Annotated in this window: 23 protein-coding genes; 9 read left to right on the top strand and 14 right to left on the bottom strand. The window is 65.2% G+C overall.

Annotation, left to right across the window (positions count from 1 at the left end; all coding sequences use genetic code 11):
• Positions 1-145: 145 nt before the first annotated feature.
• From CH249_RS05330 to CH249_RS27800, 4 genes are read left to right on the top strand one after another with little or no spacing between them, the layout of a single operon-like run.
• A complete protein-coding gene (locus CH249_RS05330; RefSeq protein ID WP_032396943.1) occupies positions 146-1,426 on the top strand; it encodes an ABC transporter substrate-binding protein in 1,281 nt (426 codons plus the stop codon).
• 14 nt (positions 1,427-1,440) lie between these two features.
• Positions 1,441-2,487: a carbohydrate ABC transporter permease gene (locus CH249_RS05325; protein WP_176459186.1), complete on the top strand. Its 1,047-nt coding sequence runs from the start codon at positions 1,441-1,443 to the stop codon at positions 2,485-2,487.
• On the top strand, positions 2,484-3,305 hold the full coding sequence (locus CH249_RS05320; RefSeq protein WP_094682450.1) for a carbohydrate ABC transporter permease: 822 nt from the start codon (positions 2,484-2,486) through the stop codon (positions 3,303-3,305). The genes CH249_RS05325 and CH249_RS05320 overlap by 4 nt, the downstream gene beginning before the upstream one ends.
• A complete protein-coding gene (locus CH249_RS27800; protein WP_179272810.1) occupies positions 3,302-3,475 on the top strand; it encodes a hypothetical protein in 174 nt (57 codons plus the stop codon). Before CH249_RS05320 ends, CH249_RS27800 begins: the two co-directional genes overlap by 4 nt.
• On the opposite strand, the gene CH249_RS05315 is transcribed toward CH249_RS27800, so the two are convergent.
• Together CH249_RS05315 and CH249_RS05310 are read right to left on the bottom strand one after the other, a co-directional pair.
• Entirely contained in the window at positions 3,459-4,343 is an 885-nt protein-coding gene (locus CH249_RS05315) for a LysR family transcriptional regulator (RefSeq protein ID WP_094682451.1), read from the bottom strand. The two genes, CH249_RS27800 and CH249_RS05315, sit on opposite strands and share 17 nt — an antisense overlap.
• Positions 4,334-4,753, bottom strand: a complete 420-nt coding sequence (locus CH249_RS05310; protein WP_373453504.1) for an MmcQ/YjbR family DNA-binding protein — start codon at positions 4,751-4,753, stop codon at positions 4,334-4,336. The genes CH249_RS05315 and CH249_RS05310 overlap by 10 nt, the downstream gene beginning before the upstream one ends.
• 108 nt (positions 4,754-4,861) lie before the next feature.
• On the opposite strand from CH249_RS05310, the gene CH249_RS05305 reads away from it, so the two are divergent.
• Positions 4,862-5,212: a nuclear transport factor 2 family protein gene (locus CH249_RS05305; protein WP_094682452.1), complete on the top strand. Its 351-nt coding sequence runs from the start codon at positions 4,862-4,864 to the stop codon at positions 5,210-5,212.
• 103 nt (positions 5,213-5,315) lie between these two features.
• On the opposite strand, the gene CH249_RS05300 is transcribed toward CH249_RS05305, so the two are convergent.
• Both CH249_RS05300 and CH249_RS05295 read right to left on the bottom strand, forming a co-directional pair.
• On the bottom strand, positions 5,316-6,398 hold the full coding sequence (locus CH249_RS05300) for an inositol-3-phosphate synthase (RefSeq protein WP_032396939.1): 1,083 nt from the start codon (positions 6,396-6,398) through the stop codon (positions 5,316-5,318).
• Complete coding sequence (locus tag CH249_RS05295; RefSeq protein WP_032396938.1) at positions 6,391-6,981, bottom strand: PadR family transcriptional regulator; 591 nt, start codon at positions 6,979-6,981, stop codon at positions 6,391-6,393. The genes CH249_RS05300 and CH249_RS05295 overlap by 8 nt, the downstream gene beginning before the upstream one ends.
• Before the next feature lie 121 nt (positions 6,982-7,102).
• Here CH249_RS05295 and CH249_RS05290 point away from each other — a divergent pair, with 121 nt between their 5' ends.
• Entirely contained in the window at positions 7,103-7,510 is a 408-nt protein-coding gene (locus CH249_RS05290) for a hypothetical protein (RefSeq protein ID WP_094646223.1), read from the top strand.
• A gap of 34 nt (positions 7,511-7,544) precedes the next feature.
• Here CH249_RS05290 and CH249_RS05285 read toward each other — a convergent pair whose 3' ends face one another.
• Entirely contained in the window at positions 7,545-8,075 is a 531-nt protein-coding gene (locus tag CH249_RS05285; RefSeq protein ID WP_094646222.1) for a GNAT family N-acetyltransferase, read from the bottom strand.
• A 189-nt stretch (positions 8,076-8,264) separates the two neighbouring features.
• Here CH249_RS05285 and CH249_RS05280 point away from each other — a divergent pair, with 189 nt between their 5' ends.
• The 3 genes from CH249_RS05280 (at position 8,265) to CH249_RS05265 (ending at position 13,084) form a co-directional block, all read left to right on the top strand.
• Positions 8,265-8,696 (top strand): DUF5318 domain-containing protein, encoded by a 432-nt coding sequence (locus CH249_RS05280; RefSeq protein ID WP_179273674.1) that lies wholly within the window; start codon positions 8,265-8,267, stop codon positions 8,694-8,696.
• Positions 8,697-9,398: 702 nt separating this feature from the next.
• Positions 9,399-11,507 carry a transglycosylase domain-containing protein gene (locus tag CH249_RS05270; RefSeq protein ID WP_094682453.1) on the top strand — a complete coding sequence of 703 codons (2,109 nt, stop codon included), beginning with the start codon at positions 9,399-9,401 and terminating at the stop codon, positions 11,505-11,507.
• A gap of 113 nt (positions 11,508-11,620) precedes the next feature.
• Positions 11,621-13,084 (top strand): glycosyltransferase family 87 protein, encoded by a 1,464-nt coding sequence (locus CH249_RS05265; protein ID WP_094646437.1) that lies wholly within the window; start codon positions 11,621-11,623, stop codon positions 13,082-13,084.
• Here CH249_RS05265 and CH249_RS05260 read toward each other — a convergent pair.
• From CH249_RS05260 to CH249_RS05220, 9 genes are all read right to left on the bottom strand, one after another.
• Positions 13,059-14,282, bottom strand: coding sequence for a TerD family protein (locus CH249_RS05260; protein ID WP_256981096.1), 1,224 nt, complete (start codon positions 14,280-14,282; stop codon positions 13,059-13,061). The two genes, CH249_RS05265 and CH249_RS05260, sit on opposite strands and share 26 nt — an antisense overlap.
• A gap of 90 nt (positions 14,283-14,372) precedes the next feature.
• Positions 14,373-14,600 (bottom strand): helix-turn-helix transcriptional regulator, encoded by a 228-nt coding sequence (locus tag CH249_RS05255; RefSeq protein ID WP_032396935.1) that lies wholly within the window; start codon positions 14,598-14,600, stop codon positions 14,373-14,375.
• Positions 14,600-15,199, bottom strand: a complete 600-nt coding sequence (locus tag CH249_RS05250; protein WP_230596950.1) for a hypothetical protein — start codon at positions 15,197-15,199, stop codon at positions 14,600-14,602. The genes CH249_RS05255 and CH249_RS05250 overlap by 1 nt, the downstream gene beginning before the upstream one ends.
• An 81-nt stretch (positions 15,200-15,280) precedes the next feature.
• Positions 15,281-16,027: an ESX secretion-associated protein EspG gene (locus CH249_RS05245; RefSeq protein WP_094646221.1), complete on the bottom strand. Its 747-nt coding sequence runs from the start codon at positions 16,025-16,027 to the stop codon at positions 15,281-15,283.
• 2 nt (positions 16,028-16,029) lie between these two features.
• Positions 16,030-17,415 carry a PPE domain-containing protein gene (locus CH249_RS05240; protein WP_094646220.1) on the bottom strand — a complete coding sequence of 462 codons (1,386 nt, stop codon included), beginning with the start codon at positions 17,413-17,415 and terminating at the stop codon, positions 16,030-16,032.
• A 40-nt stretch (positions 17,416-17,455) separates the two neighbouring features.
• A complete protein-coding gene (locus CH249_RS05235; RefSeq protein WP_179273132.1) occupies positions 17,456-18,259 on the bottom strand; it encodes an HAD family hydrolase in 804 nt (267 codons plus the stop codon).
• A complete protein-coding gene (locus CH249_RS05230; protein WP_094682454.1) occupies positions 18,256-20,589 on the bottom strand; it encodes a phosphoribosyltransferase in 2,334 nt (777 codons plus the stop codon). The genes CH249_RS05235 and CH249_RS05230 overlap by 4 nt, the downstream gene beginning before the upstream one ends.
• Complete coding sequence (locus tag CH249_RS05225) at positions 20,586-21,734, bottom strand: HpcH/HpaI aldolase/citrate lyase family protein (RefSeq protein WP_032397329.1); 1,149 nt, start codon at positions 21,732-21,734, stop codon at positions 20,586-20,588. The genes CH249_RS05230 and CH249_RS05225 overlap by 4 nt, the downstream gene beginning before the upstream one ends.
• A 23-nt stretch (positions 21,735-21,757) precedes the next feature.
• Positions 21,758-22,843, bottom strand: coding sequence for a hypothetical protein (locus CH249_RS05220; protein ID WP_032397328.1), 1,086 nt, complete (start codon positions 22,841-22,843; stop codon positions 21,758-21,760).
• Between the last annotated feature and the right edge of the window lie 146 nt (positions 22,844-22,989).

Here is a 22,989-nt window from a genome sequence, read left to right as displayed (position 1 = left end):
ATTCAGGAAGGCAAAAATGACCACTGCGCGGTGCGATGTGTGCCACAGTACCCATCGACATATGTGTCAGGGGGAGCATCACAGCGAGATTCTGCGTGCCCAACTCCGGGCACATACCACCGCGTAGAAGTAAGTGGAGAGAACAATGGCGTCTTTGATCACGAAGGTGGCAGTGGTTGCGACAGCAGCTACGCTGCTGACGCTCACTGGATGTTCGAGCGACAGCGGATCGAGCGGCGATTCGGGCGCTGCGTCCGAAAATGCCGACGGCCGTGGACCTATCACCTATGTAGAGGGACAGGACACCACCGAGACCGGTGTCGTCCAGCAGATCATCTCGGAGTGGAACGCCGCCAACCCCGATGAGCAGGTCACCTTCAAGGAACAGTCCGCCGACGCCGATCAGGCCCACGACGACTTCGTTCAACAGCTTCAGGCCCAGCAGAGCGACTACGACGTGATGGCACTCGATGTCGTCTGGACCGCCGAGTTCGCTGCCAAGGGCTGGCTCGTGCCGCTCGAGGGCGAATTCGCACTCGACAACGCAGGCGTTCTGCCCGCGACCGTCGCGAGTGCGACCTACAACGGCAAGCAGTACGCCGCGCCGAAGAACACCAACGGCGGACTGCTCTACTACCGCAGTGATCTGCTCCCCGAGGCACCAACCACCTGGGCCGAGCTCACCGAGGACTGCCAGGTCGCGCGCGACAACAACATCGACTGCTACGCAGGGCAATTCGCCCCCTACGAGGGTCTGACGGCCAACGCGTCGGAGATCATCAACGCGCACGGCGGATCGATTGTCGGCGAAGACGGCAAGACCCCCACCGTCGACAGCCCGGAGGCCAAGGCCGGACTGCAGACCCTCGTCACCGCGTTCGAGACAGGCGTCATCCCGGCCCAGGACACCACATTCAAGGAGTCCGAGAGCCAGCAGGCGTTCCAGGACGGAAAGACACTGTTCCTGCGCAACTGGCCGTACGTTTACGGCACCGCCGCAGAGGAGGGTTCCGCTGTGGCCGGCAAGTACGCGGTCGCACCGCTTCCCGGGGTCACCGGCGTCGGCACGTCGACGCTCGGTGGATACAACGCCGCGATCAGCGCCTACTCCGAGAACAAGGCCACTGCTGCCGACTTCCTGCGATTCATGCAGGGCGAGAAGGCTCAGCGCATCATCGCCGAGGGCGCTCTGCCGCCCGTGCTCTCGTCGCTGTACGACGATCCCGCACTGATCGCCGCGATGCCGTACCTTCCCGCATTGAAGGCATCCATCGAGAATGCCGTCCCGCGCCCTGTCACCCCGTTCTACCCGGCCGTCTCGAAGGCTGTGCAGGACAACGTGTCTGCCGCCATCAAGGGCGAGAAGAGCGTGGACCAGGCGATCACCGACATGCAGGCCGGTATCGAAACCGCCGGCGCCAACTGATTTCGGGAGAACCAATGGCTGTACCTGCTGGTGTGACCAGTGGGGCCGGCGCAACCACCGCGGCCGGGGGCTCGTCCCCCGGCCGCGGTCGGCATGTGCGGTCCAAGAACAAGCGCTTCGGCCTGACGCCTGGTCGGGCCTGGCTGCTGATCGCACCGACGATGGTGATCCTCGCGATCGTCATCGTCTACCCGGTGATCCGAGCCCTGGTGATGTCCTTCTCCAAGGACCCAGGTCTCGATCCCGCCACCGGTATGTTCGTCACCGGTGGATCTGCCGGCTTCGACAACTACACGCATTGGATTCTGCAGCAGTGCACGTCGGCCTCGGGCACGTCGGTGCCCTGCCCGCCGGGAACTCTCGGGTCCCAGTTCTGGGGCGCGGTCGGTAACACGGCGTTCTTCACCGTCGTGACGGTGTCCATCGAGGTCGTCATCGGCTTCGCGATGGCCGTGATCATGGGCAAGACCTTCGCCGGACGCGCCCTGCTCCGCGCCGCGATCCTGATCCCCTGGGCCATCCCGACGGCTGTCACCGCCAAGCTCTGGTACTTCATCTTCGCGTACGACGGCATCGCCAATCGCATTCTGGGAACGAACATTCTGTGGACCGGCGACGCCTGGCCCGCTCGTTTTGCAGTGATCATCGCCGACGTGTGGAAGACGACGCCGTTCATGGCGCTGTTGATTCTGGCCGGGCTGCAGATGATTCCCACCGACGTCTACGAGGCTGCTCGCGTCGACGGGGCGTCGGCGTGGCAGCGGTTCACCAAGATCACACTGCCGCTGGTCAAGCCGGCGCTCATGGTGGCAATTCTGTTCCGCACCATGGACGCACTGCGCATGTACGACTTGCCGGCCATCCTCACCGAGGGCAACCCCGCCACGCGAACCATCTCCATCCTGGTGGTGGAGCAGATCCGGCAGGGGTTCAACAGCGCTGCGTCGCTGTCGACCATCTCGTTCGTCATGATCTTCATCGTGGCCTTCATCCTGGTGAAGTTCCTCGGTGCCAATGCCGTTGCCACCCAGGAGAATCAGCGCAAGGGGGCCGGGCGATGAAACAGGCCCGCATCTATCTCGGTGTCGTCGTCATCCTCGTCTGGGGACTGGCACCGTTCTATTGGATGGTCGTCACTGCATTCCGCGACCCGCGTTACACCTTCGACACGACGCCGTGGCCGACGCACGTCACGTGGGAGAACTTCGAGAACGCGTTGTCGACGGCGAACGGCAACAATTTCCTGCGTGCGGTAGGGAACAGTCTGATAGTAGGCGGCGCGACCACGCTGATCGCGTTGGTCATCGGCGTCTTCACGGCATACGCGCTCTCCCGCATCGACTTCTGCTTCAAGTACGTGGTCACAGGCATCATCCTGGGTGCGTCGATGTTCCCCGTCGTCGCATTGGTGACCCCGCTGTTCCAATTCTTCACCAACATCGGGTGGATCGGCAGCTACCAGGCGATGGTCATCCCCAACATCTCGTTCGTGCTGCCGTTGACGATCTACACCTTGGCCGCGTTCTTCGCCGAATTGCCCTGGGAGCTCGAAGAAGCCGCAAGGATCGACGGTGCCGGGCGCTTCCAAGCATTCCGCCTGGTGATGCTCCCACTTGCCGCACCTGCCCTGTTCACCACCGCGATCCTCGCGTTCATCGCAGCCGTGAACGAGTACCTGCTGGCCAGTCAGCTCTCGAGTGACAGGACCGAACCGGTCACCGTGGCCATCGCGCGGTTCACCGGCAACGATCCGTTGGTGGTGCCGTATGCCGCGATCATGGCCGCGGGCACCATCGTGGCGATTCCACTGGTGATCATGGTGCTGCTGTTCCAGCGTCGCATCATCTCCGGACTGACGGCGGGCGGCGTCAAATCGTGACCGCTCAGGACCATCTTCAGTTGCTGGCGGGCATTCTGGGATTCTTCGCACTCGTGGCGCTGATCGTTGCGGTAGCCGGGATCATCGGGGGCAATCCCGGCGTGCTGCCGTCGGTGGCCCTGCTGGGTCTGTTGATCGCACTGTGGTTCTGCGTCAAAAAGATTCGTTGAAGCTGCCCGTTGCCACCGAAACCAATTCGGTCAGTGCCGCGTTCATCCTGGGCCGCCAGACCAGGGCCAGCAGCGCGGCGGTCTGCGAGTCCGTGAGCTCCACGGCAACGAGTGTGTCGTCGTAGGACGTCGTCATCGATGCGCTGAGGATCGCCACCCCCAGGCCGCGGGCGGCGAGGTCGGCGACGGCGTCGGGGGCGGTCGCCTGCAACGCGATCGTCGGCGCGAGTCCTACTCCGGCACAGTCTCGGTCGAAGACCGCACGGATTCCGGTGCCGGGTGGAAGGGCGATGATCGGGTGCTCGCACACCTGCGCCAACGTCGCCTCGCCCTGTGCTGCCAGAGGATGCTGCGGTGGAACGGCTGCGACGATGCGTTCGTCTATCACCACCATCGATTCCAATCCGTCCGGGACCCGAGCTGCGACACCTACGAGTGCGATGTCGAGTTCTCCTGCGCGCACATCGGCCACCAGACGATCCGAATTACCCTCCTGCAGAGCAAGTTCGACGCCGGGGTGCGCCGAATGGAAGCGGGCCAACGCGTCGAACAGTTGTGGGACGGTGCAGGCGGTGACCATCCCGACGCGAAGCGAGCCCCGCAGGAGTCCGGCGATGTCGTCGACGGATTGTCTGACGGAGCCGGCGGCGGCCAGCGTCGCGCGGGCTTGTGTCAGCGCGGCCTGACCTGCGGTGGTCAATGTTGCTGTGCCACCGGATCTGTCGATCAATTCGGCACCGAGTTCGCGTTCGAGCGCGCGGATCTGTGCGCTGACGCCTGATTGGCTGATGTGCACTCTGGCTGCGGCGCGAGTGAAGTTCGCTTCCTCGGCCACTGCGACGAAGTACTCCAGCTGTCTCAATTCCACTGCTGCACTCCCAGATTCGGGCCCTCACCGGCGTCGAGTCTGGCGATGTTCCGCTTCGGGGCCGTGACGCGGTAGCTGCAGTCGATCAATTCGGCGGCCTCGGCCCAGACGTCGTCGTCGGCGTCGCTCAGGTCGAAGCCCACCCAGCCGGCCGGGCCGAGGTACCCGGGGTGGAAGTAGCGGGGTTCGAGTTCGCAGGCGCGCTGCTCCTCGGCACTCTCGCATTTGACCAGGATCGAGAGGTCGTATTGGTCGCCGCCTTTGACGCCGCCGCCGAAGTAGACGAACACCGAAGCGGTGCGGAAGGTCGGCCGGCCATGGGAGATCTTCTCGGACACCTCGGGATAGGCGAACGCCATCGCGCGAACACGTTCGAGGACCGGATGCTTCGAAGTGGGGTCGATGGCCACGAGCACACGATAGCGCGCGAACTCCAGCTGCGGCTATGAGTAGAACTTCTGACGATCATTGCTATCAACTGTTGGACTTCTGGTCCGGTGGGTTCGAGACTCGTTGTCATGACACAGACACCGAAAGAAGTTGCAGCAACCTACTTCGAGGCCTGGAAGGCGAAGGATTTCGACACTCTGGCGTCGATCCTGCACGAGGACGCGACGTTCCGGGGACCACTCGGCACAGCAGACAACGGTGCGGAATGTGTGGCCGGATTGAAGGGAATGTCGGAAATCGTCACCGATATCGACATCGCCCACGTCTTCGTGGACGGCCCGAACGTCCTGACGTGGTTCGACCTGCATACGTCCATCGCATCCCCGGCGAGCACCGCCAATTGGCAGCGAATCGAGAACGGAAAAATCATGGATATCAAGGTGACCTTCGATCCACGAGAAATCACCGCGGCCGGATAGACGAACGCCCGCCGGTACTCAATGTGACATTCAGTGGCCTTTTCGGGGGTCAATGTCACATCGAGTGGACCGGCGGGCGGAAGTTCGCGTCTAGCTGCGGGCCCTACGCGTCGATGATGAACGCTTCGAGTTGTTCGCGAGCGACGTCGTCGGCCAGCTGCTTCGGCGGGCTCTTCATCAGGTAGGCCGAAGCGGGGATGACGGGTCCACCGATGCCGCGGTCCTTGGCGATTTTCGCGGCGCGGACTGCGTCGATGATGACGCCTGCGGAGTTGGGCGAGTCCCATACTTCGAGCTTGTACTCGAGGCTCAGGGGTACGTCACCGAAGGCGCGGCCTTCGAGGCGGACGTAGGCCCACTTGCGGTCGTCGAGCCAGCCGACGTGGTCGGACGGTCCGATGTGGACGTCCTTGGCGTTGAATTCCTTCTGCAGGTTCGACGTGACGGCCTGGGTCTTGGAGATCTTCTTCGACTCGAGGCGGGTGCGCTCGAGCATGTTGAGGAAGTCCATGTTGCCGCCGACGTTGAGCTGCATGGTGCGGTCGAGCTGCACGCCGCGGTCCTCGAAGAGCTTCGCCATGACGCGGTGGGTGATGGTGGCACCGACCTGGCTCTTGATGTCGTCGCCGACGATGGGGACGCCTGCGTCCTCGAACTTCTTGGCCCAGACGGGATCGCTTGCGATGAAGACGGGCAGTGCGTTGACGAAGGCGACGCCTGCGTCGATGGCGGCCTGTGCGTAGAACTTGTCGGCTTCTTCGGATCCGACGGGGAGGTAGGACACGAGCACGTCCACCTTGGCGTCGCGCAGGGCCTGCGCTACGTCGACGGCGTCGCCGTCGGCCTCGGTGATGGTCTCGCGGTAGTACTTGCCGAGGCCGTCGAGGGTCGGTCCGCGCAGGACGTGGACGTCCTTCGGGGGTACGTCGGCGATCTTGATGGTGTTGTTCTCGCTGGAGAAGATGGCTTCGGAGAGGTCGAAGCCGACCTTCTTGGCGTCCACGTCGAACGCGGCGACGAACTCGACGTCGCGGACGTGGTACTTGCCGAACATGACGTGCATGAGGCCGGGGACGGTGGCGTTCTCGTCCGCGTCCTTGTAGTACTCGACACCCTGGACCAGGGATGAGGCGCAGTTGCCCACACCCACAATGGCCACGCGGATTGCGTTGTTGTTCTCACCCATGGTCGGGTTCTCCTTCTGTCTTGACTGTCCTGTTTGGTGCTGTGTGGGACGGTGCTGGGTTGGGGTCGGCCTGCTCGGCTGCGATGACTTCGTTGAGCCAGCGCACCTCGCGTTCGCTCGATTCGAGTCCGAGCTGATGTAGCTGCCTGGTGTAGCGGTCGAGTGTCCCGTTCGCCTTGGCCACAGCGTCGCGGAGCCCTTCTCGGCGCTCCTCGACCTGGCGACGTCTGCCTTCGAGAATGCGGACTCGAGCTTCCGCGGGAGTCCGACTGAAGAAGGCAAGATGTACGCCGAAACCGTCGTCGGTGTAGTTCTGCGGTCCGGTGTCGGCCACCAGTTCGGCAAATCGTTCCCTGCCGAGCGGGGTGAGCTGATACACCCGTTTCGCTCGTCTCTTCACGAGCAAGTCGGGACCGGCGTCCTCGGCGATGAGTCCGTCGGTTTGAAGTCGACGGAGAGCCGGGTACAGCGATCCGTACGAAAACGCTCGAAAAGCTCCGAGCAGGCCGGTCAGCCGCTTGCGGAGCTCGTAACCGTGCATGGGTGATTCGAGAAGCAGTCCGAGAATTGCGAGCTCGAGCATGCAACTCTCCCTTCTCGAATCCAACGATCACATCATGGCGATGCGATTGACCGCACTATCGAAGAATGTATCGCGCCGATACATATTCTGACAACTCGGCCGTGAACGTATCCTGCGACTTATGACCCCGGTCGACGCGCTCGCCGCCGCTGCCGCCCTCCACCTGGGCTTTCAGTTGGTGGTGACCGCCGTCGTCTACCCGGCGTTGGCGGAGGTGCCGGACGACGACTGGCAGCGTGCCCATGACGCTCACTCGCGGCGCATCACCCTCGTAGTCGGGCTGGTCTACGGACTACTCGCTGCTGCGTGTCTGTGGGTGTTGGTGTCCGGTTCGACCCACCTTGCTGCCCTGATCAGCGTTGCCGGCGCAGTGATCTCCGCGCTCGCGACTGCATTCAAGGCTGCTCCAGTCCATGGCGAACTGGGGCGTGCGGGACGCAACGGACACTTGATGAGTCGACTGCGATCAGCAGACCGCGTACGTCTCTGCGGTGCAGTGGTGTGTGCCCTGTTTGCTCTGTTGGCGTGACCGAGCGCGGGTGAACGTGGAGTGGCTTATCGGTTCAGCGAACCGGAGCCACCATGAGCACCGCGTCGACTCGGTACTCGCCCCACTGCTGCGCAGCCGTCCCGATTCGGTGCCAGCCTCGCCGGCGGTAGAAGCCGAGAGCGGCGCTACTCGGATCGACGAGCAGCACCGGTGCCCGTCCCTCGCTCCGTGCCGCATTCACTGCGTGTGCGAGCAACGCCGTTCCGCTGCCCGGCACGGAGCCGTCGGTCATCAACCGCGACACGACGGCGAGTCGATCGGCAGCGACCCCGGTTGCTCGCTGCCACTGCGCGCTCGCATCGTCCGCACCGGGATCCTGTCCCGGTGACGCCGTCGGATGCAGCGCTATGTGTCCGACGACGGTGCCCTCGTGCTCGGCGACCCAGGCTGCGAGTTCGTTGGGTGCGGCAAGCCAGTCGGCGCGCACCGCCGCTGCGCGCATGGGATAGCGCTGTGTTTCGTGCGTACGTTGCAGGATGGGTAGGAGGGTGCTCAGGTCGCCGTCCCGTCGGGGCCGCACGTGTATTCCCGATGTGGCGAACATGTGGGCGAGTGTAGGGACCGGACGGTCATGCCCACGGCGAGGATCGGCACAGTGTGCATGATCACGAACGACGGATCATCGCGTCGCAACAGGTGGAGCACTGTGTCTCGAGGCCGAAATGGGGCCTGCTCGTTGCCGAGGCGGGGTTCGCAGGTCCGCATCGGAGGGGCCGCACGTACTCTGGTCCTCGTGCGACTTCAGCGACAGGTGGTGGACTACGCCCTTCAGCGTCGGTCGCTGCTGGCCGAGGTCTACTCCGGTAAGACGGGTGTCGCAGCGGTCTGTGATGCAGATCCGTACCTGCTGCGCGCTGCCAAGTTCCACGGGCGCGGCAGCGACGTGGTGTGCCCCATCTGCCGCAAGGAGCAGCTCACGCTGGTGTCCTGGGTGTTCGGCGAGAAGCTCGGGGCGCTGTCCGGGTCGGCGAGAACTGCGGACGAACTCGTCCGCCTCGCGGCGACCCAGGAGGAGTTCTCGGTCCATGTGGTCGAGGTGTGTAGGTCGTGCAGTTGGAACCACCTCGTCCAGTCCTATGTCCTCGGGGCGGTTCCCGCGCCCAAACAACCCCGTCGTCCGCGATCGGGTTCCCGACAACCGAACCGTCGAACAGCGAGTGAGTGACACAATCGCTCCGCTGATCCCATCCACCGAGAGTTCGACGCGGCCGCCGAAATTACTGGAGATTCGTACGTGAGTTCCCCCTACGACAACAACCCGGGTAGCAACGAACCGGGCCGTAGCGACTCCGGACGGCGTCCCGACGTGCCCGGGCCGCCGCGCGGCAGTCGACATTCCGATCCTCCCGGTCGTCGCCCGGTGCCTCCTCCCGGCCCGCGTCCGATGCCGCCGCAGGGTCGTCCCCCGATGCCCCCTGCCGGTCAGCGTCCTGGACCTCCTCCCGGGCAGCGACCAGGGCCTCCTCCCGGGCAGCGTCCGATGCCGCCGCAGGGTCGTCCCCCGATGCCTCCTCCCGGCCAACGTCCTGGACCTCCTCCCGGGCAGCGACCCGGACCCCCTCCGGGCCAGCGACCGATGCCGCCGCAGAGCCGACCCTTTCAGGGCAGGCCGCCGGTCGATCCGGTCAGTGGACGTCCCGCAGGTGAGCGTCCTTACGGAGAACGTCGCTACGGAGAGCCGCCCATCGCGCCTCCTGTTCGGTCAGCTGCCCCGACGGCCGTCACTCGGTCCGGCTCCGTGCCACCGCCCTACGAACCGAACGATCCATCAGTTCTCTCCTCGGGTAGCGAACCGCCCGAGCCGCCCGAAAGAGGTCCCGCCGCGAAAACGAAGAAGAAGTCCAAGTGGCGGGTCGTTCGACGCACGATGTACGCGTTGATCGCCCTGGGTCTGATCGTGCCGATCCTGGCCTTCATGGTGGCGTACACCGTCGAGGACGTGCCGCGTCCCGGCGACATCAGGACCAACCAGGTCGCCACGATCTTCGCCGCGGACGGCGCGAGTGTGCTCGGCAAGGTGGTGCCGCCCGAGGGCAACCGCACCGACGTGACGATCGAACAGATTCCGGAGCACGTGCGCAATGCCGTGCTCTCGGCCGAGGATCGCGATTTCTACTCCAATCCCGGATTCTCGGTGACCGGCTTCGGTCGAGCGCTCCGTGACAACGTGCTCGGACGCGACAGCGCAGGCGGCGGTTCGACCATCACCCAGCAGTACGTGAAGAACGCGTTGGTCGGAAACGATCGGACGCTGACCCGCAAGATGCGTGAGCTCGTCATCTCCTCGAAGATGGCGCGTCAGTGGTCGAAGGACGACATTCTCGCTGCGTATCTCAACACCATCTACTTCGGCCGTGGTGCGTACGGTATCGCTGCCGCGTCGACGGCGTACTTCGGTAAGTCCGTCGATCAGCTCTCGGTCGAGGAGGGTGCCGTCCTCGCGGCGGTCATTCAGCAGCCTTCCAATCTCGATCCCGAAACCAACCCCACCGGCGCGCAAGCTCGTTGGGACTACGTGCTCGACGGCATGGTCTCGCAGGGTCAGCTCGACGCGACCCAGCGGGCCGCGATGATGTTCCCGGTGGTGGTCCCTACGTCACAGGTGGACTCCGGTGACGCCGACGACGCCGGTCCGAACGGTCTGATCAAGGCCCAGGTGCTGCGCGAGCTGTCCGCTGCCGGGGTCAGTGAGCAGGACCTCAACACCGAGGGACTGCAGATCACGACGACCATCGATCCGAAAGCCCAGGCGGCTGCGGTCGATGCCGTGAACAGCAATCTCGAGAACGAACCGTCCGAGCTGCGCACGGCTTCGGTGTCCATCGATCCCCGTACCGGTGCGGTCCGCTCGTACTACGGCGGCGCGGACGGACGAGGATTCGACTTCGCGCAGTCCGGCTTGCAGACCGGGTCCTCGTTCAAGGTGTTCGGTCTGGCCGCTGCGCTGGATCAGGGCATTCCGCTCTCGAAGATGTACGACAGCTCGCCGCTCGACGTCAACGGCATCGAGATCAGCAACGTCGAGGGTGCCTCCTGTGGAACGTGCACCATCGCCGAAGCGCTCAAGCGCTCGCTCAACACGAGCTTCTATCGCATGATGCTCGGCATGGACAACGGTCCGCAGGCCATCGCGGACATGGCGCACAAGCTCGGCATCCCGCAGGAGATCGACGGCGTCGGACCCACCCTCACCGAGCCCGACAACGCAGGCCCCAACTACGGAGTCGTGCTCGGCCAGTACCAGTCTCGCGTCATCGACATGGCTTCGGCCTACGCGACCTTGGCTGCGTCGGGCGTCTATCACACCCCGCACTTCGTGCAGAAGGTCGTCACGGCCGACGGCACAGTGCTTCTCGACCGCGCTCCCGAAGCGGGCCAGCAGGTCGTCTCGGCCGCGGTCGCGGACAACGTGACCTCGGCGATGCGTCCGATCGCCGGCTACTCCAACGGTCACAACCTCGCCGGCGGTCGCCAGTCGGCGGCCAAGACCGGTACCGCTCAGCTCGGAGACACCGGGCAGAACAAGGACGCCTGGATGGTCGGTTACACGCCGTCACTGTCCACGGCCGTGTGGGTCGGCACCGAGCAGGGTCTGCCGCTCGAGAACAGTTACGGCGGACCGATCTACGGATCGGGCATACCGTCGGACATCTGGAAAGACACGATGGACGGCACGTTGGAGGGCACCTCGAACGAGACCTTCCCGACGCCGGAGGCCATCGCAGGTCAGGCCGGGGTGCCGCAGTACTCGGCACCGGCCCCGACGGCGACGGTGGCACCGTCGACAGCTCCGCCGCAGGTGACCCTGCCGATTCCGACGGAGATCTCGCCGCCGGTGGTCATCACTCCGCGGCAGGTCGAGATTCTGCCCGGCGTCACCATCCCGCTGCCAGGACTGGCACCGGCGCAGCCCGCGGAACCCGAACCGGCGGCACCCGAACCCGCCGCGCCCGAACCAGCGGCACCCGGGCAGTAACGACTCCAGCGGTGACGACCGAACCCCAGCGCAAGGGTCGAGCAGTGGCCAGCCCCGGTCGGCTCGACCCCGCGAGCGCAGCAGACCGCGATCTGCCCAGTCGTACCGATCCGATGACCGAGGAACTGTCCTCGGTCATCGGCGGGCCGGTCGGCAAGCACGCGCTGATCGGTCGGCAGCGCTGGTTCACCGCATTACGGGTGATTCTGCTGCTGGCGGTGGTCTTCCTGTGCTTCGGTTGGTTCGCCAAGGCAGCCTGTATCCAGCAGGCACCGGTGGGACCGGGCGGCGAGCTCGGACTCGACTGGAGTGGCAGTCGTCAGTACGTGGCGATGTGCTATTCCGACACCGTGCCGCTCTACGGGGCGGAGCGACTCGATCAAGGTGCTTTCCCGTACAAGAAGTCCTGGGAAGAAACCAAGGCGGACGGGTCCAGTCAGATCAGGTACATGGAGTACCCGGTGCTCGCGGGATTGTACCAGTACGGCTCGATGGTCGTCGGAAAAGCCTGGAACTCACTGAGTTTCCTGCCGCAGGCGCTACCGGTCGTGGTCTACTTCAACGTGGTTGCCCTGGGATTGGCGGTCGCCTGGCTGGTCACCGTGTGGGCCACCGCGATAGCCGCCGGGCGCCGCATCTGGGATGCCGCGCTCGTGGCGGCCTCGCCGCTGGTGATCGTGCACGGGTTCACCAATTTCGACGCTCTCGCAACGGCTTTCGCTGTCACCGGGTTGCTGGCGTGGGCCAAGAAGCGGCCGGTTCTGGCCGGAGTTCTGATCGGTCTCGGCGGTGCCACCAAGCTCTATCCCCTGCTGTTCCTCGGACCCCTGCTGGTGCTGTGCTGGCGCACCGGAAAGATGCGCGAGTGGGGCATCACCGCCTGTGCGGCGCTCGGTGCCTGGCTGGCGGTCAATCTCCCTCTCGCGCTGCTGTATCCGTCGGGATGGTACGAATTCTTCCGGCTCAATTCCGAGCGCGGTGCCGACCCGGATTCGCTGTACAACGTCGTCACCTCGTTCACCGGCTGGACCGGTTTCGACGGCCCCCTCTACCCGGGCGACAAACCGTTGGTCCTCAACGCCGTGACACTCGTGTTGTTCGCCATCGTGTGTGCGCTGATCGCATACATCGGTACGACGGCACCGACGCGGCCGCGTCTCGCGCAGCTGGTGTTCCTGGTGGTGGCCGGGTTCCTGCTCACCAACAAGGTATGGAGCCCGCAGTATTCGCTGTGGCTGGTTCCGTTGGCCGTGCTGGCGCTGCCGCATCGGCGAATTCTGTTGGCGTGGATGACGATCGACGCGTTCGTCTGGTTCCCGCGGATGTACTACTACCTGGGTGTGGAGAACAAGGGCCTTCCCGAACAGTGGTTCACCGCGACCGTCGTGGTGCGCGATGTCGCCGTGATCGGATTGTGCGCGTTGATCGTTCGGCAGATCTACCGACCGTCCGAGGATCTCATCAGAAACGGCAGCGCCGTCGACCCGCTCGGTGGCGTGCTCGACGGCGCTGCAGATCGGACCATCTCGGATCGGACCGGGGCCCGAAAGGTCACATATAGCGGCCGAGCTGTTTGACGGCTTCACCGGCGTGCTTGGCCTGGATGCCGTCGCCGATCGCCTGGAGTTTCCACTCACTGCCCTGGCGATACACCTTGGCCATCACCAGACCGGTGAACGGCATGCCGCCCTGCAGGGTGAAGCGGGCGAGTTCGGTGTTGGTGGTGTTGTCGACCAGACGGCAGAATGCGTTCGCGACCTGCTCGAACGTCTGACCGCGGTACGAGGTGACGGTGAAGACGATGCCGGTCACGTGCTTGGGTACCCGCGTCAGGTCGACCACGATCACCTCGTCGTCGCCCTCGCCTTCGCCGGTGAGGTTGTCGCCCTGGTGCACGATCGAGCCGTCCTTGGCCTTGAGCTGGCCGTAGTAGACGACATCGTTGACGTTGCGGTCGGCGAGCATGATCGCCGACGCGTCCAGGTCGATGTTCGCGGCGCGGCCTCCGCCACCGAACAGTCCGCCCTTCTTCGGAGTGGTCACCGGATCCCAGCCGAGGCCCATGCGGATGACCGTCAGAGCCACGCCGCCGTCCTTGCGCAGGGTGACTTTCTGACCTTTGGTGAGGCTGACGGGCTTGGATTTGGTGAGGCTGACTTCCGGAGCCTCGGTACGGACCGGGGCGGCGGGTGGTGCGGGCGGCGCAGCGGGTGGCGGTGGAGTGGCGGGTGCGGGAGGCGGCGTCGGTGCGGGTGCGGGGGCGTCGTCCACGGACACACCGTGGTCGGTCACCAGTGCGGCGAAGCCACCTGCGTAACCCTGCCCGACGGCTCGCACTTTCCAACTTCCCTGACGTCGGTAGATCTCCAGTGCGATCACGATCGACTCCGAGCTCAAGCCGTCGATCGTGTACTCGTACAACACATTTCCGGTCGCGTCGCTCACTCGGGCGACGGGAGCGGCGGATCGACCGAAGTTGCTCGACGCGTCGTCGAGGGTGATGACAGCGCGGATCTGCTCGATGTCGGCGGGAACTGCGGCGAGCGACACGGCGAGCCGGGCCGGTCCACCTTGACCGGGCTCGAGGCGTACACCGGGGCCGGTGGGCTGGTTGAAGAACACGAAATCGGCGTCGGTGCGCACTTTTCCGGCGTCGGTGACCAGTAGCGCGGACAGGTCCGCGGGTACGGCCAGCGAGATGGAGACGACGACGTCACCGACGGTGAGTGGGCCGTTCTGACCCTTGGACAACGGTTGACCGGCCGGAGCAGACAATGTGATGGACTCTCTCTCGTAGTGCTGGTTACCGTCATCCAATGTACTTGTTCGATTTGTCCGACTGGCGTCACTGGGATTCGGCGGCCGTCAGATCTGCCGCAGGGTGAACAGGTCGCCGGGTGTGCAGTCGAGGGCGCGGCACACGGCGGTGAGGGTCGAGAATCGGATTGCCTTGGCGCGGTCGTTCTTGAGCACCGACAGATTGACCACGCTGACTCCGGCCAGACGCGAGAGCTCGGCGAGCGTCATCCCGCGGGCGTCGAGAATTTCGCCCAGATGGCAGACGACCAGGTGGTCGACGAACTCCTCCACCATCAGACCAGGCCCTCGGCATCGCGAGCGAGCTTGGTGCCCTGGGTGATGGTGGCGTAGACGAACTGCAGAAACACCGCTACTACGACTGCAACGTAGAGGCCGACGGTCGATATCGACGACGTTGCGACGTCCGATAGCTCCAGTGCGCCGACGACACTGTTCGTGCCCAGCAGATTCATGAAGCCGGTGATGGCGGGATAGACGGCGATGCAGACGCCGATCATCACCACGTCGGTGCGAGCGGCGTTGGTGAACGGGTTGCCCATGATGACGCGGTCGCAGAATCGGTAGACGAACAGCAGCCCGACCAGAATGATGACCATCCCTACGACGATGGACCCGTAGCGCATGAAGTCGATGATGCCCATCAGTCGGGTCAGGTCCGCTTTGGGCACGCTGAGCTCGATCGAGTTGCCCGGTTCCAACCGACCGCCGAACAACTCGGCTGGTGGTGTGCCCGATTGCAGTTCCAACCGCGCGAGGACGTCCTCAGACGAGTGGTACTGCCACAGCCTCCTTCCCGACCACACCACAGCCGCAGCCGCGTAGAACGCCATAGCCCATTTGTTGGCTCGTGCCGAGCCCAGTCCGTATGCCATCCCGCCGCCTCCATATCGATAGTCGATAACAACGAATATCGATAACCTATCGAAAATCGATACGGTGTCAAGGGCGCGCAGTCATTGCCTCAGCGCGACCGCCACGTGCCCTTCGATCTCCGACGCCAAGCCGGCGGTATCGGCAGGCGCTATCTCGATCGACTCTCCGGAGTGCACGATGTACCGGCCGTCCCGATCGAAGTCCATCCAGAAGAACGAGACGGCGTCGGTGTCGCGGCGGTTGTCGTAGGTCTTTCCGCGCGCGACGATGATCTCGCCCACTGCCGACCGTGGGCGGTCGAAGAACGATCGGAACTGCTCGTCCGCCGTCGCGCCTCGCGTTGCGGTGGACAGATGCGTGCCACCCGATGTCGCTGCGGCAGTGGCACGTTCGAGCCGCTTGGCCGGCCGGTGGCCTGCCGTGATACTCGGCACGGGCCCGAGGACCAGGGCGGGGGCACGAGCCGGACCGGTCAGTTCGATGGTGACGGCACCACCGCAGGAGGCGTCGGGCCCCGGCTGCTGAGTCAGCACCGCGGCCGTGTCGTGGCGAATCGCTGCGTGGCTGCGCACGATTGCGTTGGGGGAATCGGTTGTCTCGCCGCGACATTCGATACGAACCATCGGGTCGACGACGCTCCGAACAGCTGCGCCGAGCTCCTCGTCCATCATCGCGTCGATCCTTGCCGACGCCTCGAGTCGCAGTTGTCGCAGTTCGTCCACGGTATCGACGTCGATGGTGACCGCCAGGGGGTACGGCAGTCGGTCGCGTCCGAATCGACTGCACAGCATCATGAAATCGATGCCGGGCATGGTCCAGGTCGTCATCGTCAGCCGCCGAGTACCGGAGGTGCGACGAGGGGCAGATCGCCGATCAGTTCGCTGCCGTTGCTCACGTCCACCAGGTAACCGGGAGTCGCGTGTTCGCCGTCGTTGTCGCCCGCTCCCCGTGTGCCCGGTGCGCCCACGGCACCCATTCCCGGCATACCGTGCGCTCCCGCGCGGCCGGCCGCTGCTGCGCTGCCGAGTCCGCCGCCCGCCCCATTGCTGCCTGCCCCGCCGCCGCCCGTCCCGCCGCCGATCGGAGGGCCGAGAACCGAGCTGCCATAACCTGATCCGGCACCGGAACCGTTTCCGGATCCACCCGCGTATCCCGCGCCGCCGTAGCCCGAACCATTGGATCCTGCGAAGCCGCCACTGCCCGGTCCTGTTCCGCCGTAGCCGCCGCCGGGACCTGCGCCCAGCCCGGAACCCGCACCACCGGAAGCGCCGGGCCCGGTGGCCGATGCGGCCCGAGTGTCACCGGAGTTGTCGGCAGGAGGCAAGGAACCCGAACCGCCGGCCCCCGCCTGCTCCGATGGCGTACCGGTCCGACCCCTATCGGCACCTTCGGCGCCGCCGGGTGGTGCCTGCGTTGCAGCCGTCGGGGCCGCCGAATCTGTTCCGTTCGCGCTCCGGTTTCCGGAACTCGAGCCGAGGCTGCCGTCCCCCGCGGAGTTCCCGAGTCCCCAGCCTCCGCTGGAGGGGGCACTGTCTGCGACCGGGTTGTGCGCTGCCGGTAGCACCGGCACCTCGGAATCGGACTGCAACACCCCTGGTACGTAGACCGAGCGCATGATTCGACGAGCTTCTTCCTGCTGCTCCTCGCGGGCGGACGCTGCGTCCTTCGCGGCGAAGGGAATGGGCAGAAGGGAATCGATCATGCTGCTCACGGGTGCCGCAACCACCGGCGGCATCCTCGATTGCGTCTGCGTGAATCCGGAGTGCGCCTCGAGTAACTTGTTGCTGATCAGGCTCATCGAGGTGGACAGCGCGGTCGCAGACGACACGTAGTCGGCCACGCCGCCACGGACGGCGTCGGCTGTCGGTCCCGACCAGCCCGACGTCATGGCCGCCTCGATGCCGGACCGGAAGGCGTCGGATCCGGTGGTAGCGGCAGCGGACAAGTCGTTCCAGTTCTTGGACGAGTTCCCGATAGTGTCGGTTCCCAGCGATCCGACCATGGCCACGATCTCCTCGTGCGGCATCACCTCGAACGCCTCGGTGATGACCACCTCGGTCGGCTCGAACTCGCCGCGGTAGTCGAGGGCCACGTTCGCCTTCTCGAATGCCGCTTGCAGAACGGATCCGAGAAATTCGGGGCCGACCGGCGTCACGAACGCACTGGTGACGATGTTGTCGATCGTCGCTGCGAGTTCCTCGTACGGATCCGTCATGCCCACCCCTTGCCCCACTGCCTGTCTCCCCGACGAACAGTTAGACGCGGCGCACGGCACTTCGGTTCCGCAGCCACTCGAGAATCTCCTCGCTGGCCCGGACGCCGGAGGAGTCGGTGACGGTCAAGCCCGGCCGGGCGAATCCGAGCAGCTCGAGTTCGCCGTGCCGTGGTCGAACGGCCGAGTCGGCGGCCATGAGCATCTCCGCATCGAGTGCGCCGTCACCGGCGGCGAAGAGTCGAGCGTCGGCCTCCAGCGTGCCGTCCTGGATCAGCCGAGACCGTACCTCGGCCACCGCAGAGCTCTTGCACACCGCGTTGGGCATCGTGTAGATCTTTCGACCCTGCTGCGAGACGTTCCAGTCCCGAGCGGCGCACCACTGCGACCACTGCGCGACGAAGCCCTCGGGCACGGCGGACGTGTTCACCACCAGGTAGCAGAACAGCCCGTCCGCCTCGCGGTACTTGAGGACCCACTCCTCGGAGATCCGTGACCTCAACTCTACGCCGATTCCCACCAGATCCAACTCGAACCTGCTGCGCCACTGCATATCCGGCACACCGTCGACAAGGATGTTGCCCCCGTTGCTGGTGATGGCATATCGCCACGGTGCCCCGGGCAACGCGATCCGCCGAAACTGCTCGATGGTTCGCGTGGTGGTCGGCACCACGACCGTGGTCTCGCTCAACTCCCGAAGCAGCGTCACCGCGCGAGAGCTCATGTAGGACAGCGGTTTTCCCTCGTACATCTCGACGCACTCGAACGAATCGTCCAGGGGAACCCCGAGTGCTCCCTCGGAGAAGATCATCGTACGGTCGAGATCCACCGCGACGACAGCGCTCACGACGGGTCCCCGTTCGAGACGTTCTTGATCAGCCCCATGCACGAATAGGCGAGGTCGGGCACCACGTCCACCGGCACGCCCCTGGCTGCGGCGAGCATCCGAATGTGTTCGTGCTCGGGCGCATCGGCGTCCCGCACCAGTACCCGCCACGGGACGCGACGCAGCAACACCCGTGTGGTCTCGCCGACGCCCGGTTTGACGAAGTTGACGTGCGAGATTCCGTATTCTTCACGCACCTTCTCCACCGATGCCCATCCGGTCCAGGTGGGGGTTCGGTCGGAGCCCAACACCGCAGCCACCGAGGCATCGACCTCACCGCGGACATCGTCGAACCGCGCAGCGACGGTGTCGAGCAGGTGCCGCGAGACGTCGTCGGGGGCGAGATCGGCGTAGTACTTCGCGCCGTGGAAGTCCCCGGGACGAATCAGACTGTCGTTGAGCACGGTTCGTGAAACCAGGCCCGAGACCGTCGAATTGAGACAGGCGGACGCGATGAGGAAGTCGTCGCGGGTGCCGTACGTGCGCGCGCAGTTGCCAGGATCGGCGAGCACGGCGAGGTCGTCGTCGAACTCGGCACCGGGAAAGTCGCGGAGGGCGGCGGTGAGTTCGCGGGCGATCGCACCCTTGCCGGTCCAGCCGTCGACGAACACCACCGAGCGCGAGTCGTGGTGTTCGGCGAGGTAGCGCAGTGCCACGGCGTCGATGCCTCGATCACGCACGATCGAGACGGCGTAGTGGGGAAGCTCGATGCCGTGGGCCGCGAATGCCCAGCGGCGCATCAGAATTCCGACGGGTGTACCCGCCCGAGCCAATGACGCGAGTGCGATGTCGTGTCCGCGCTCGGCCAGCACGACCTCGGTGACGGTTCCGACCGCGACCGCCAGCCGTGACGCGCTTTCCTGTAGCACCTTCTCGAACAGTTCGCGGTAGGCCAGATCCGGCTGATACTCGACCGGAAGCGATTCGGCGTAATGGGCCTCGCCGGCTTGAATGCGCTGCTCCCGCTCCTCGATTCCTGCTTCGAGGGAGACCGACGAGAGGTCTTTGAGCAGCCACGTGACTTCGTCCGCCGCGTAGGAGCCGAATTCGGGTCCGCGGAGCGGGCGTGCGCGCCGGGAAACCTCGAGCGCCACCGGGTCGGCTCCCGTCACGACCACCAGGAGTACGTCGGTGCCCGAGGCTGCCAGTGTCTCCGCGGCGGCGGCAAGGGCGTCGGTGTCGGCGGGGGCGTCGGCGACGAGCACCAGTGTGGTCTCGTGCGGGGCGGACGCGTTGTAGAGGTAGCGCAGTCCCGATTCGTCCTCGGGTGCAGCGAATTCGAAACCACGGCGCAGGGGGTAGTCGGGCACGTCCAGCACGTACGCCGGTGACCGGGTCGTGGTCTGGAACAGCGCACGGTGCCCCAGTTTCTGCAGGGCCGCCGCGAGCCGGAGGGGCAGATACATGAGCTCCTCGTGGCCGATGACGACCACCGGTGTCGATTCGGAGAGCGACGCATCCACGGTGGCTGCGAGGGCGTCGATCGCGGAGTCGAAACCTGCCGAATCGGATCGGAGGAATCCGTGGCGTCCGCCGTCCGGCAGGGTGGCCGGCCAGTGGGCGTCGACTCGATGAACCGAGCCAGGCTGTGCAGCAGTGGGATTGAATACCGGATCCGGCAGGTCCAGCACTGTCTGCGTCAGTCCCGGCTCCAGCTCGACGGATCCCTGTGCCAGGCTCACGTTGTCGATCCGAACGCCGAGTTCTGTTGCCACCGCGGCAGCTGCAGCGAGATGCTCGGCGGTGCGCATGTCCACCAGGGATGCGATGACGTAGTGCGCGCGCCCGGCCGTGGAGTGAATCTGTCGCAACGCATCCAATGCGGTCGCTCCGGTCGAGATCTCGTCGTCGACGAGTATCAACGGCAGGTCGCCGGCGAGAAGGTCGGCCGAAGTGGGCATCAGCAGGTGGTCGGTGGCGTGCGAGTGACCCTCCTCGAACTCGCCGTGCACCGTCATGCCGGGAACACCGCGGCGCGTCGAGTGCAGGTAGCAGTGCGCGCCCAGAGCCGTTGCGACCGTGTGGCCCAATCCCGTTGCAGTCTCGGCGAATCCGAGAACATCGACATCGGAACCGTCCACCGCGGCGTGCACCAGGGCGGCCAGTTCGGTGCCTGCGGCGATCACGACGTCCGGATCCACAGGGATGTGTTTGCCGAGCACCGTCGAGACCAACAGATGGGCGCGGCGGGGATTGCGACGCAGACCTGGCCGCACCAATTGCGTGGCCGACCAGGACGACGACGAACCGGTGTCGGTGAGCGCGATTCCGTCGGCCGGGTTCGTGTTCATCGCTGTGCCAGTGCGGTCAGTAGATCCACGAACGTGATTCCCTCGTTGGTGACGCCGAACGCCCTGGCGCGCACCACCGTCTGCTTCGCCCAGTTGCGGTGCGGGCCGAGCTCGTTCATCTTGTTGCGGTAGCCGGACGCCTGGACGCCGCCCTGGTCGGAGGAGAGAATGTCGAGTGCATCGTGGTATTCCTCGTGCGTCACCGCGGACAGTGCGTGCACGGCAGGTACGTGCGAGGGGTGGATGACGGTCTTGCCCTGAATGCCGTTCGCGCGGTCGAGTGCCACCTCGCGCAGCAGGGCGTCGAGGTCGCTGCTGACCAGTTGCTGGCGGAAGCGTACGGCCTGTTGATCGACGAACGGCGTCTGACGCAGCAGGGGACGGAACATGCGTTCGTGGTCTGCGAAGTACTCCCACACCGGTCCGGTGATGACGAAGCCCGAACCGTCGTAGCGGCCCAGGTGATTGACGATCGCGCTGATGACGTCGGCGACGACGCGGACGTCGTAGATCGTCAGATCCCGGTCGCGGCGGATGCCGAACGTGCCGCACATGTCGGTGGCACCGATTCGCACCGCCAGTACGACGTCGCGGTACTCACCGAGCAGTTCGCGAATGGCAACCAGTTCCGCGTCGCGGGTCTCCCGGTGCACCACCTCCGGTGATTCGAGGACCGGCATGGCGAACAGACGGGTGCCGTGTGTCTTCGACGCAGCGACGATCTCGTCGAGGAACTCGGCTCCGCGTGCTGCCGTGAACTTCGGTACGACGAATCCGGCCAGCCCTGCGGCACCGTGGTCGAGGCCGTCGCAGATGCTGCGGATGTGGGCGGCGGTACGAGCCCGAACGAACACCAGCGATCCCGAACCCGAGAGTTCGTTCAGAGTTCGCACGGTGTTGGCCAACGCTTCTTCCAGATCATGATCTGCGACAGCGTCTTCGAGATCGATGACGATGGACCGCACACCCTCGTCGGTGCGTTTGTTCACCGTTGCCGTCAGGTCCGGACGCGTGGCCGGGATGTACAGCGTTGCGCCGAGAGCCGTTGCCACGAGGTCGTTTCCGTCGCTCGTCTCGATGTCTTCCGGTTGCATGAAGAACACTCGTCGGCGAGTGTCTGCGTCGAGATGGCGAAAGTGTTGCACCACTGTCCTTCGTGTGAATGTAGTCAGTGCGAGGTTCGCATGCGGTCGATCACGCCTGCGATGAAGTCCGAAATGGTATCCAGATCCTGCAGATATGACCAGTAGTCCGGGTGGGTACCCGTCAGCGCTGTGCTCGCCCTGTCGATCCGGGCGAGCTGAGCATCCAACACCGAGCCCCATTCGGCAACCAGACCACGATTGATCGCGAGTTGTTGAGCGTCACGAAGTTTGAACCGCACCTTGTTCTCGGTCTCTTTCGGATCGGCCCTGACCGCGCGCAGCAGTCGAACTCGGTCGGTGACCGCGTCGACCAGTTGTTCGGCATCGCTCAGGTGTTGGCGCGCCTGGGTGACCAGATCCAGTGACTGCTCGGGATTGCCCGAATCGAGTGCCGAACGCGCCGCGCGCAGGTCCTCGTCGGCCTGCTCGATGTGGCGCGCACTGGATCGTTCGTTTCGGGACAGATCCGCCGAGCTCTTGGCGTTGAATTCACGAAGCAAGCTCGAGAAGGCAGGCGCAATACCTTCGGATCTGGTTCGCACCGCCTCGATTCGGGTGCGCACGGAGGCCAGCGCGGTTCGGGCCTCCTGAAGGCGTCCCGGGGCCGAGTCCACGGCAGCACGCAGCGCGGCCGCACGGTCGCGGACTTGGGCGGCGTGCTCTCGGGCGCGCAGAGGGTCGCGCTGATCGGCCTGCAATTGTGTTGTCGCAGAATCGAGTTCGCGCCACGCCTGGCGAAGTGAGGGGTAGGCGGCGAACTGCTCGTCGACGGTGGAGCGGGCTGCGTCTGCCTCGGCCAACGCGTCCTGGACCAGGCGCGGGGTCGCGGCGAACTGAGCAGATGCCTGCTCGAGCGTGCCTCGATGGGCGTCGTAGAACCGATCGACGGCAGTGCTGGCATCGTGCAGAAGCGCGGTCGCTCGGTCGAACGCCGATCTGGCGGCAGGGGTGGTGATTCCGTCGAACTGCTCGACGGCGGCGAGGTAGGCGGCTCCGGCGTCGAAACATTGCTTCTCGGTGTCGGACCATCGGCCTGCGAGTCGATCCTGAGGGCGCAGTGCGGTGGAGGCCTCGACGCCGGCCGACGCGATGGACTGACGCTTGTCCATGTCGAGGAACGCGGCGACAGCGTTGTCCTGGGATCGACGCGCGGCGGCGTCCGATTCGGCACCCCGGCGGAACACCCCAGGCCAGCGACTTGTCACCTGCTCGATAGTACTGACGGGAACCCTGGCGATGTCGCAGTCGTTGGCTG

The organism is Rhodococcus sp. 05-2255-3B1 (assembly GCF_002258545.1).
In the GTDB taxonomy this organism is placed as follows: domain Bacteria; phylum Actinomycetota; class Actinomycetes; order Mycobacteriales; family Mycobacteriaceae; genus Rhodococcoides.
The sequence above is the reverse complement of the archived record's forward strand: the minus strand, read 5'-3'. Positions and strand labels throughout refer to the sequence as shown.

Coding starts and splice junctions, on each gene's coding strand:
- CH249_RS05330 (WP_032396943.1), top strand. CDS start 146: ATGGCGTCTTTGATCACGAAGGTGGCAGTGGTTGCGACAGCAGCTACG.
- CH249_RS05325 (WP_176459186.1), top strand. CDS start 1,441: ATGGCTGTACCTGCTGGTGTGACCAGTGGGGCCGGCGCAACCACCGCG.
- CH249_RS05320 (WP_094682450.1), top strand. CDS start 2,484: ATGAAACAGGCCCGCATCTATCTCGGTGTCGTCGTCATCCTCGTCTGG.
- CH249_RS05305 (WP_094682452.1), top strand. CDS start 4,862: ATGACACAGACACCGAAAGAAGTTGCAGCAACCTACTTCGAGGCCTGG.
- CH249_RS05300 (WP_032396939.1), bottom strand. CDS start 6,398: ATGGGTGAGAACAACAACGCAATCCGCGTGGCCATTGTGGGTGTGGGC.
- CH249_RS05295 (WP_032396938.1), bottom strand. CDS start 6,981: ATGCTCGAGCTCGCAATTCTCGGACTGCTTCTCGAATCACCCATGCAC.
- CH249_RS05290 (WP_094646223.1), top strand. CDS start 7,103: ATGACCCCGGTCGACGCGCTCGCCGCCGCTGCCGCCCTCCACCTGGGC.
- CH249_RS05285 (WP_094646222.1), bottom strand. CDS start 8,075: ATGTTCGCCACATCGGGAATACACGTGCGGCCCCGACGGGACGGCGAC.
- CH249_RS05270 (WP_094682453.1), top strand. CDS start 9,399: ATGTACGCGTTGATCGCCCTGGGTCTGATCGTGCCGATCCTGGCCTTC.
- CH249_RS05265 (WP_094646437.1), top strand. CDS start 11,621: ATGACCGAGGAACTGTCCTCGGTCATCGGCGGGCCGGTCGGCAAGCAC.
- CH249_RS05255 (WP_032396935.1), bottom strand. CDS start 14,600: ATGGTGGAGGAGTTCGTCGACCACCTGGTCGTCTGCCATCTGGGCGAA.
- CH249_RS05250 (WP_230596950.1), bottom strand. CDS start 15,199: ATGGCATACGGACTGGGCTCGGCACGAGCCAACAAATGGGCTATGGCG.
- CH249_RS05245 (WP_094646221.1), bottom strand. CDS start 16,027: ATGACGACCTGGACCATGCCCGGCATCGATTTCATGATGCTGTGCAGT.
- CH249_RS05240 (WP_094646220.1), bottom strand. CDS start 17,415: ATGACGGATCCGTACGAGGAACTCGCAGCGACGATCGACAACATCGTC.
- CH249_RS05230 (WP_094682454.1), bottom strand. CDS start 20,589: ATGAACACGAACCCGGCCGACGGAATCGCGCTCACCGACACCGGTTCG.
- CH249_RS05220 (WP_032397328.1), bottom strand. CDS start 22,843: ATGGACAAGCGTCAGTCCATCGCGTCGGCCGGCGTCGAGGCCTCCACC.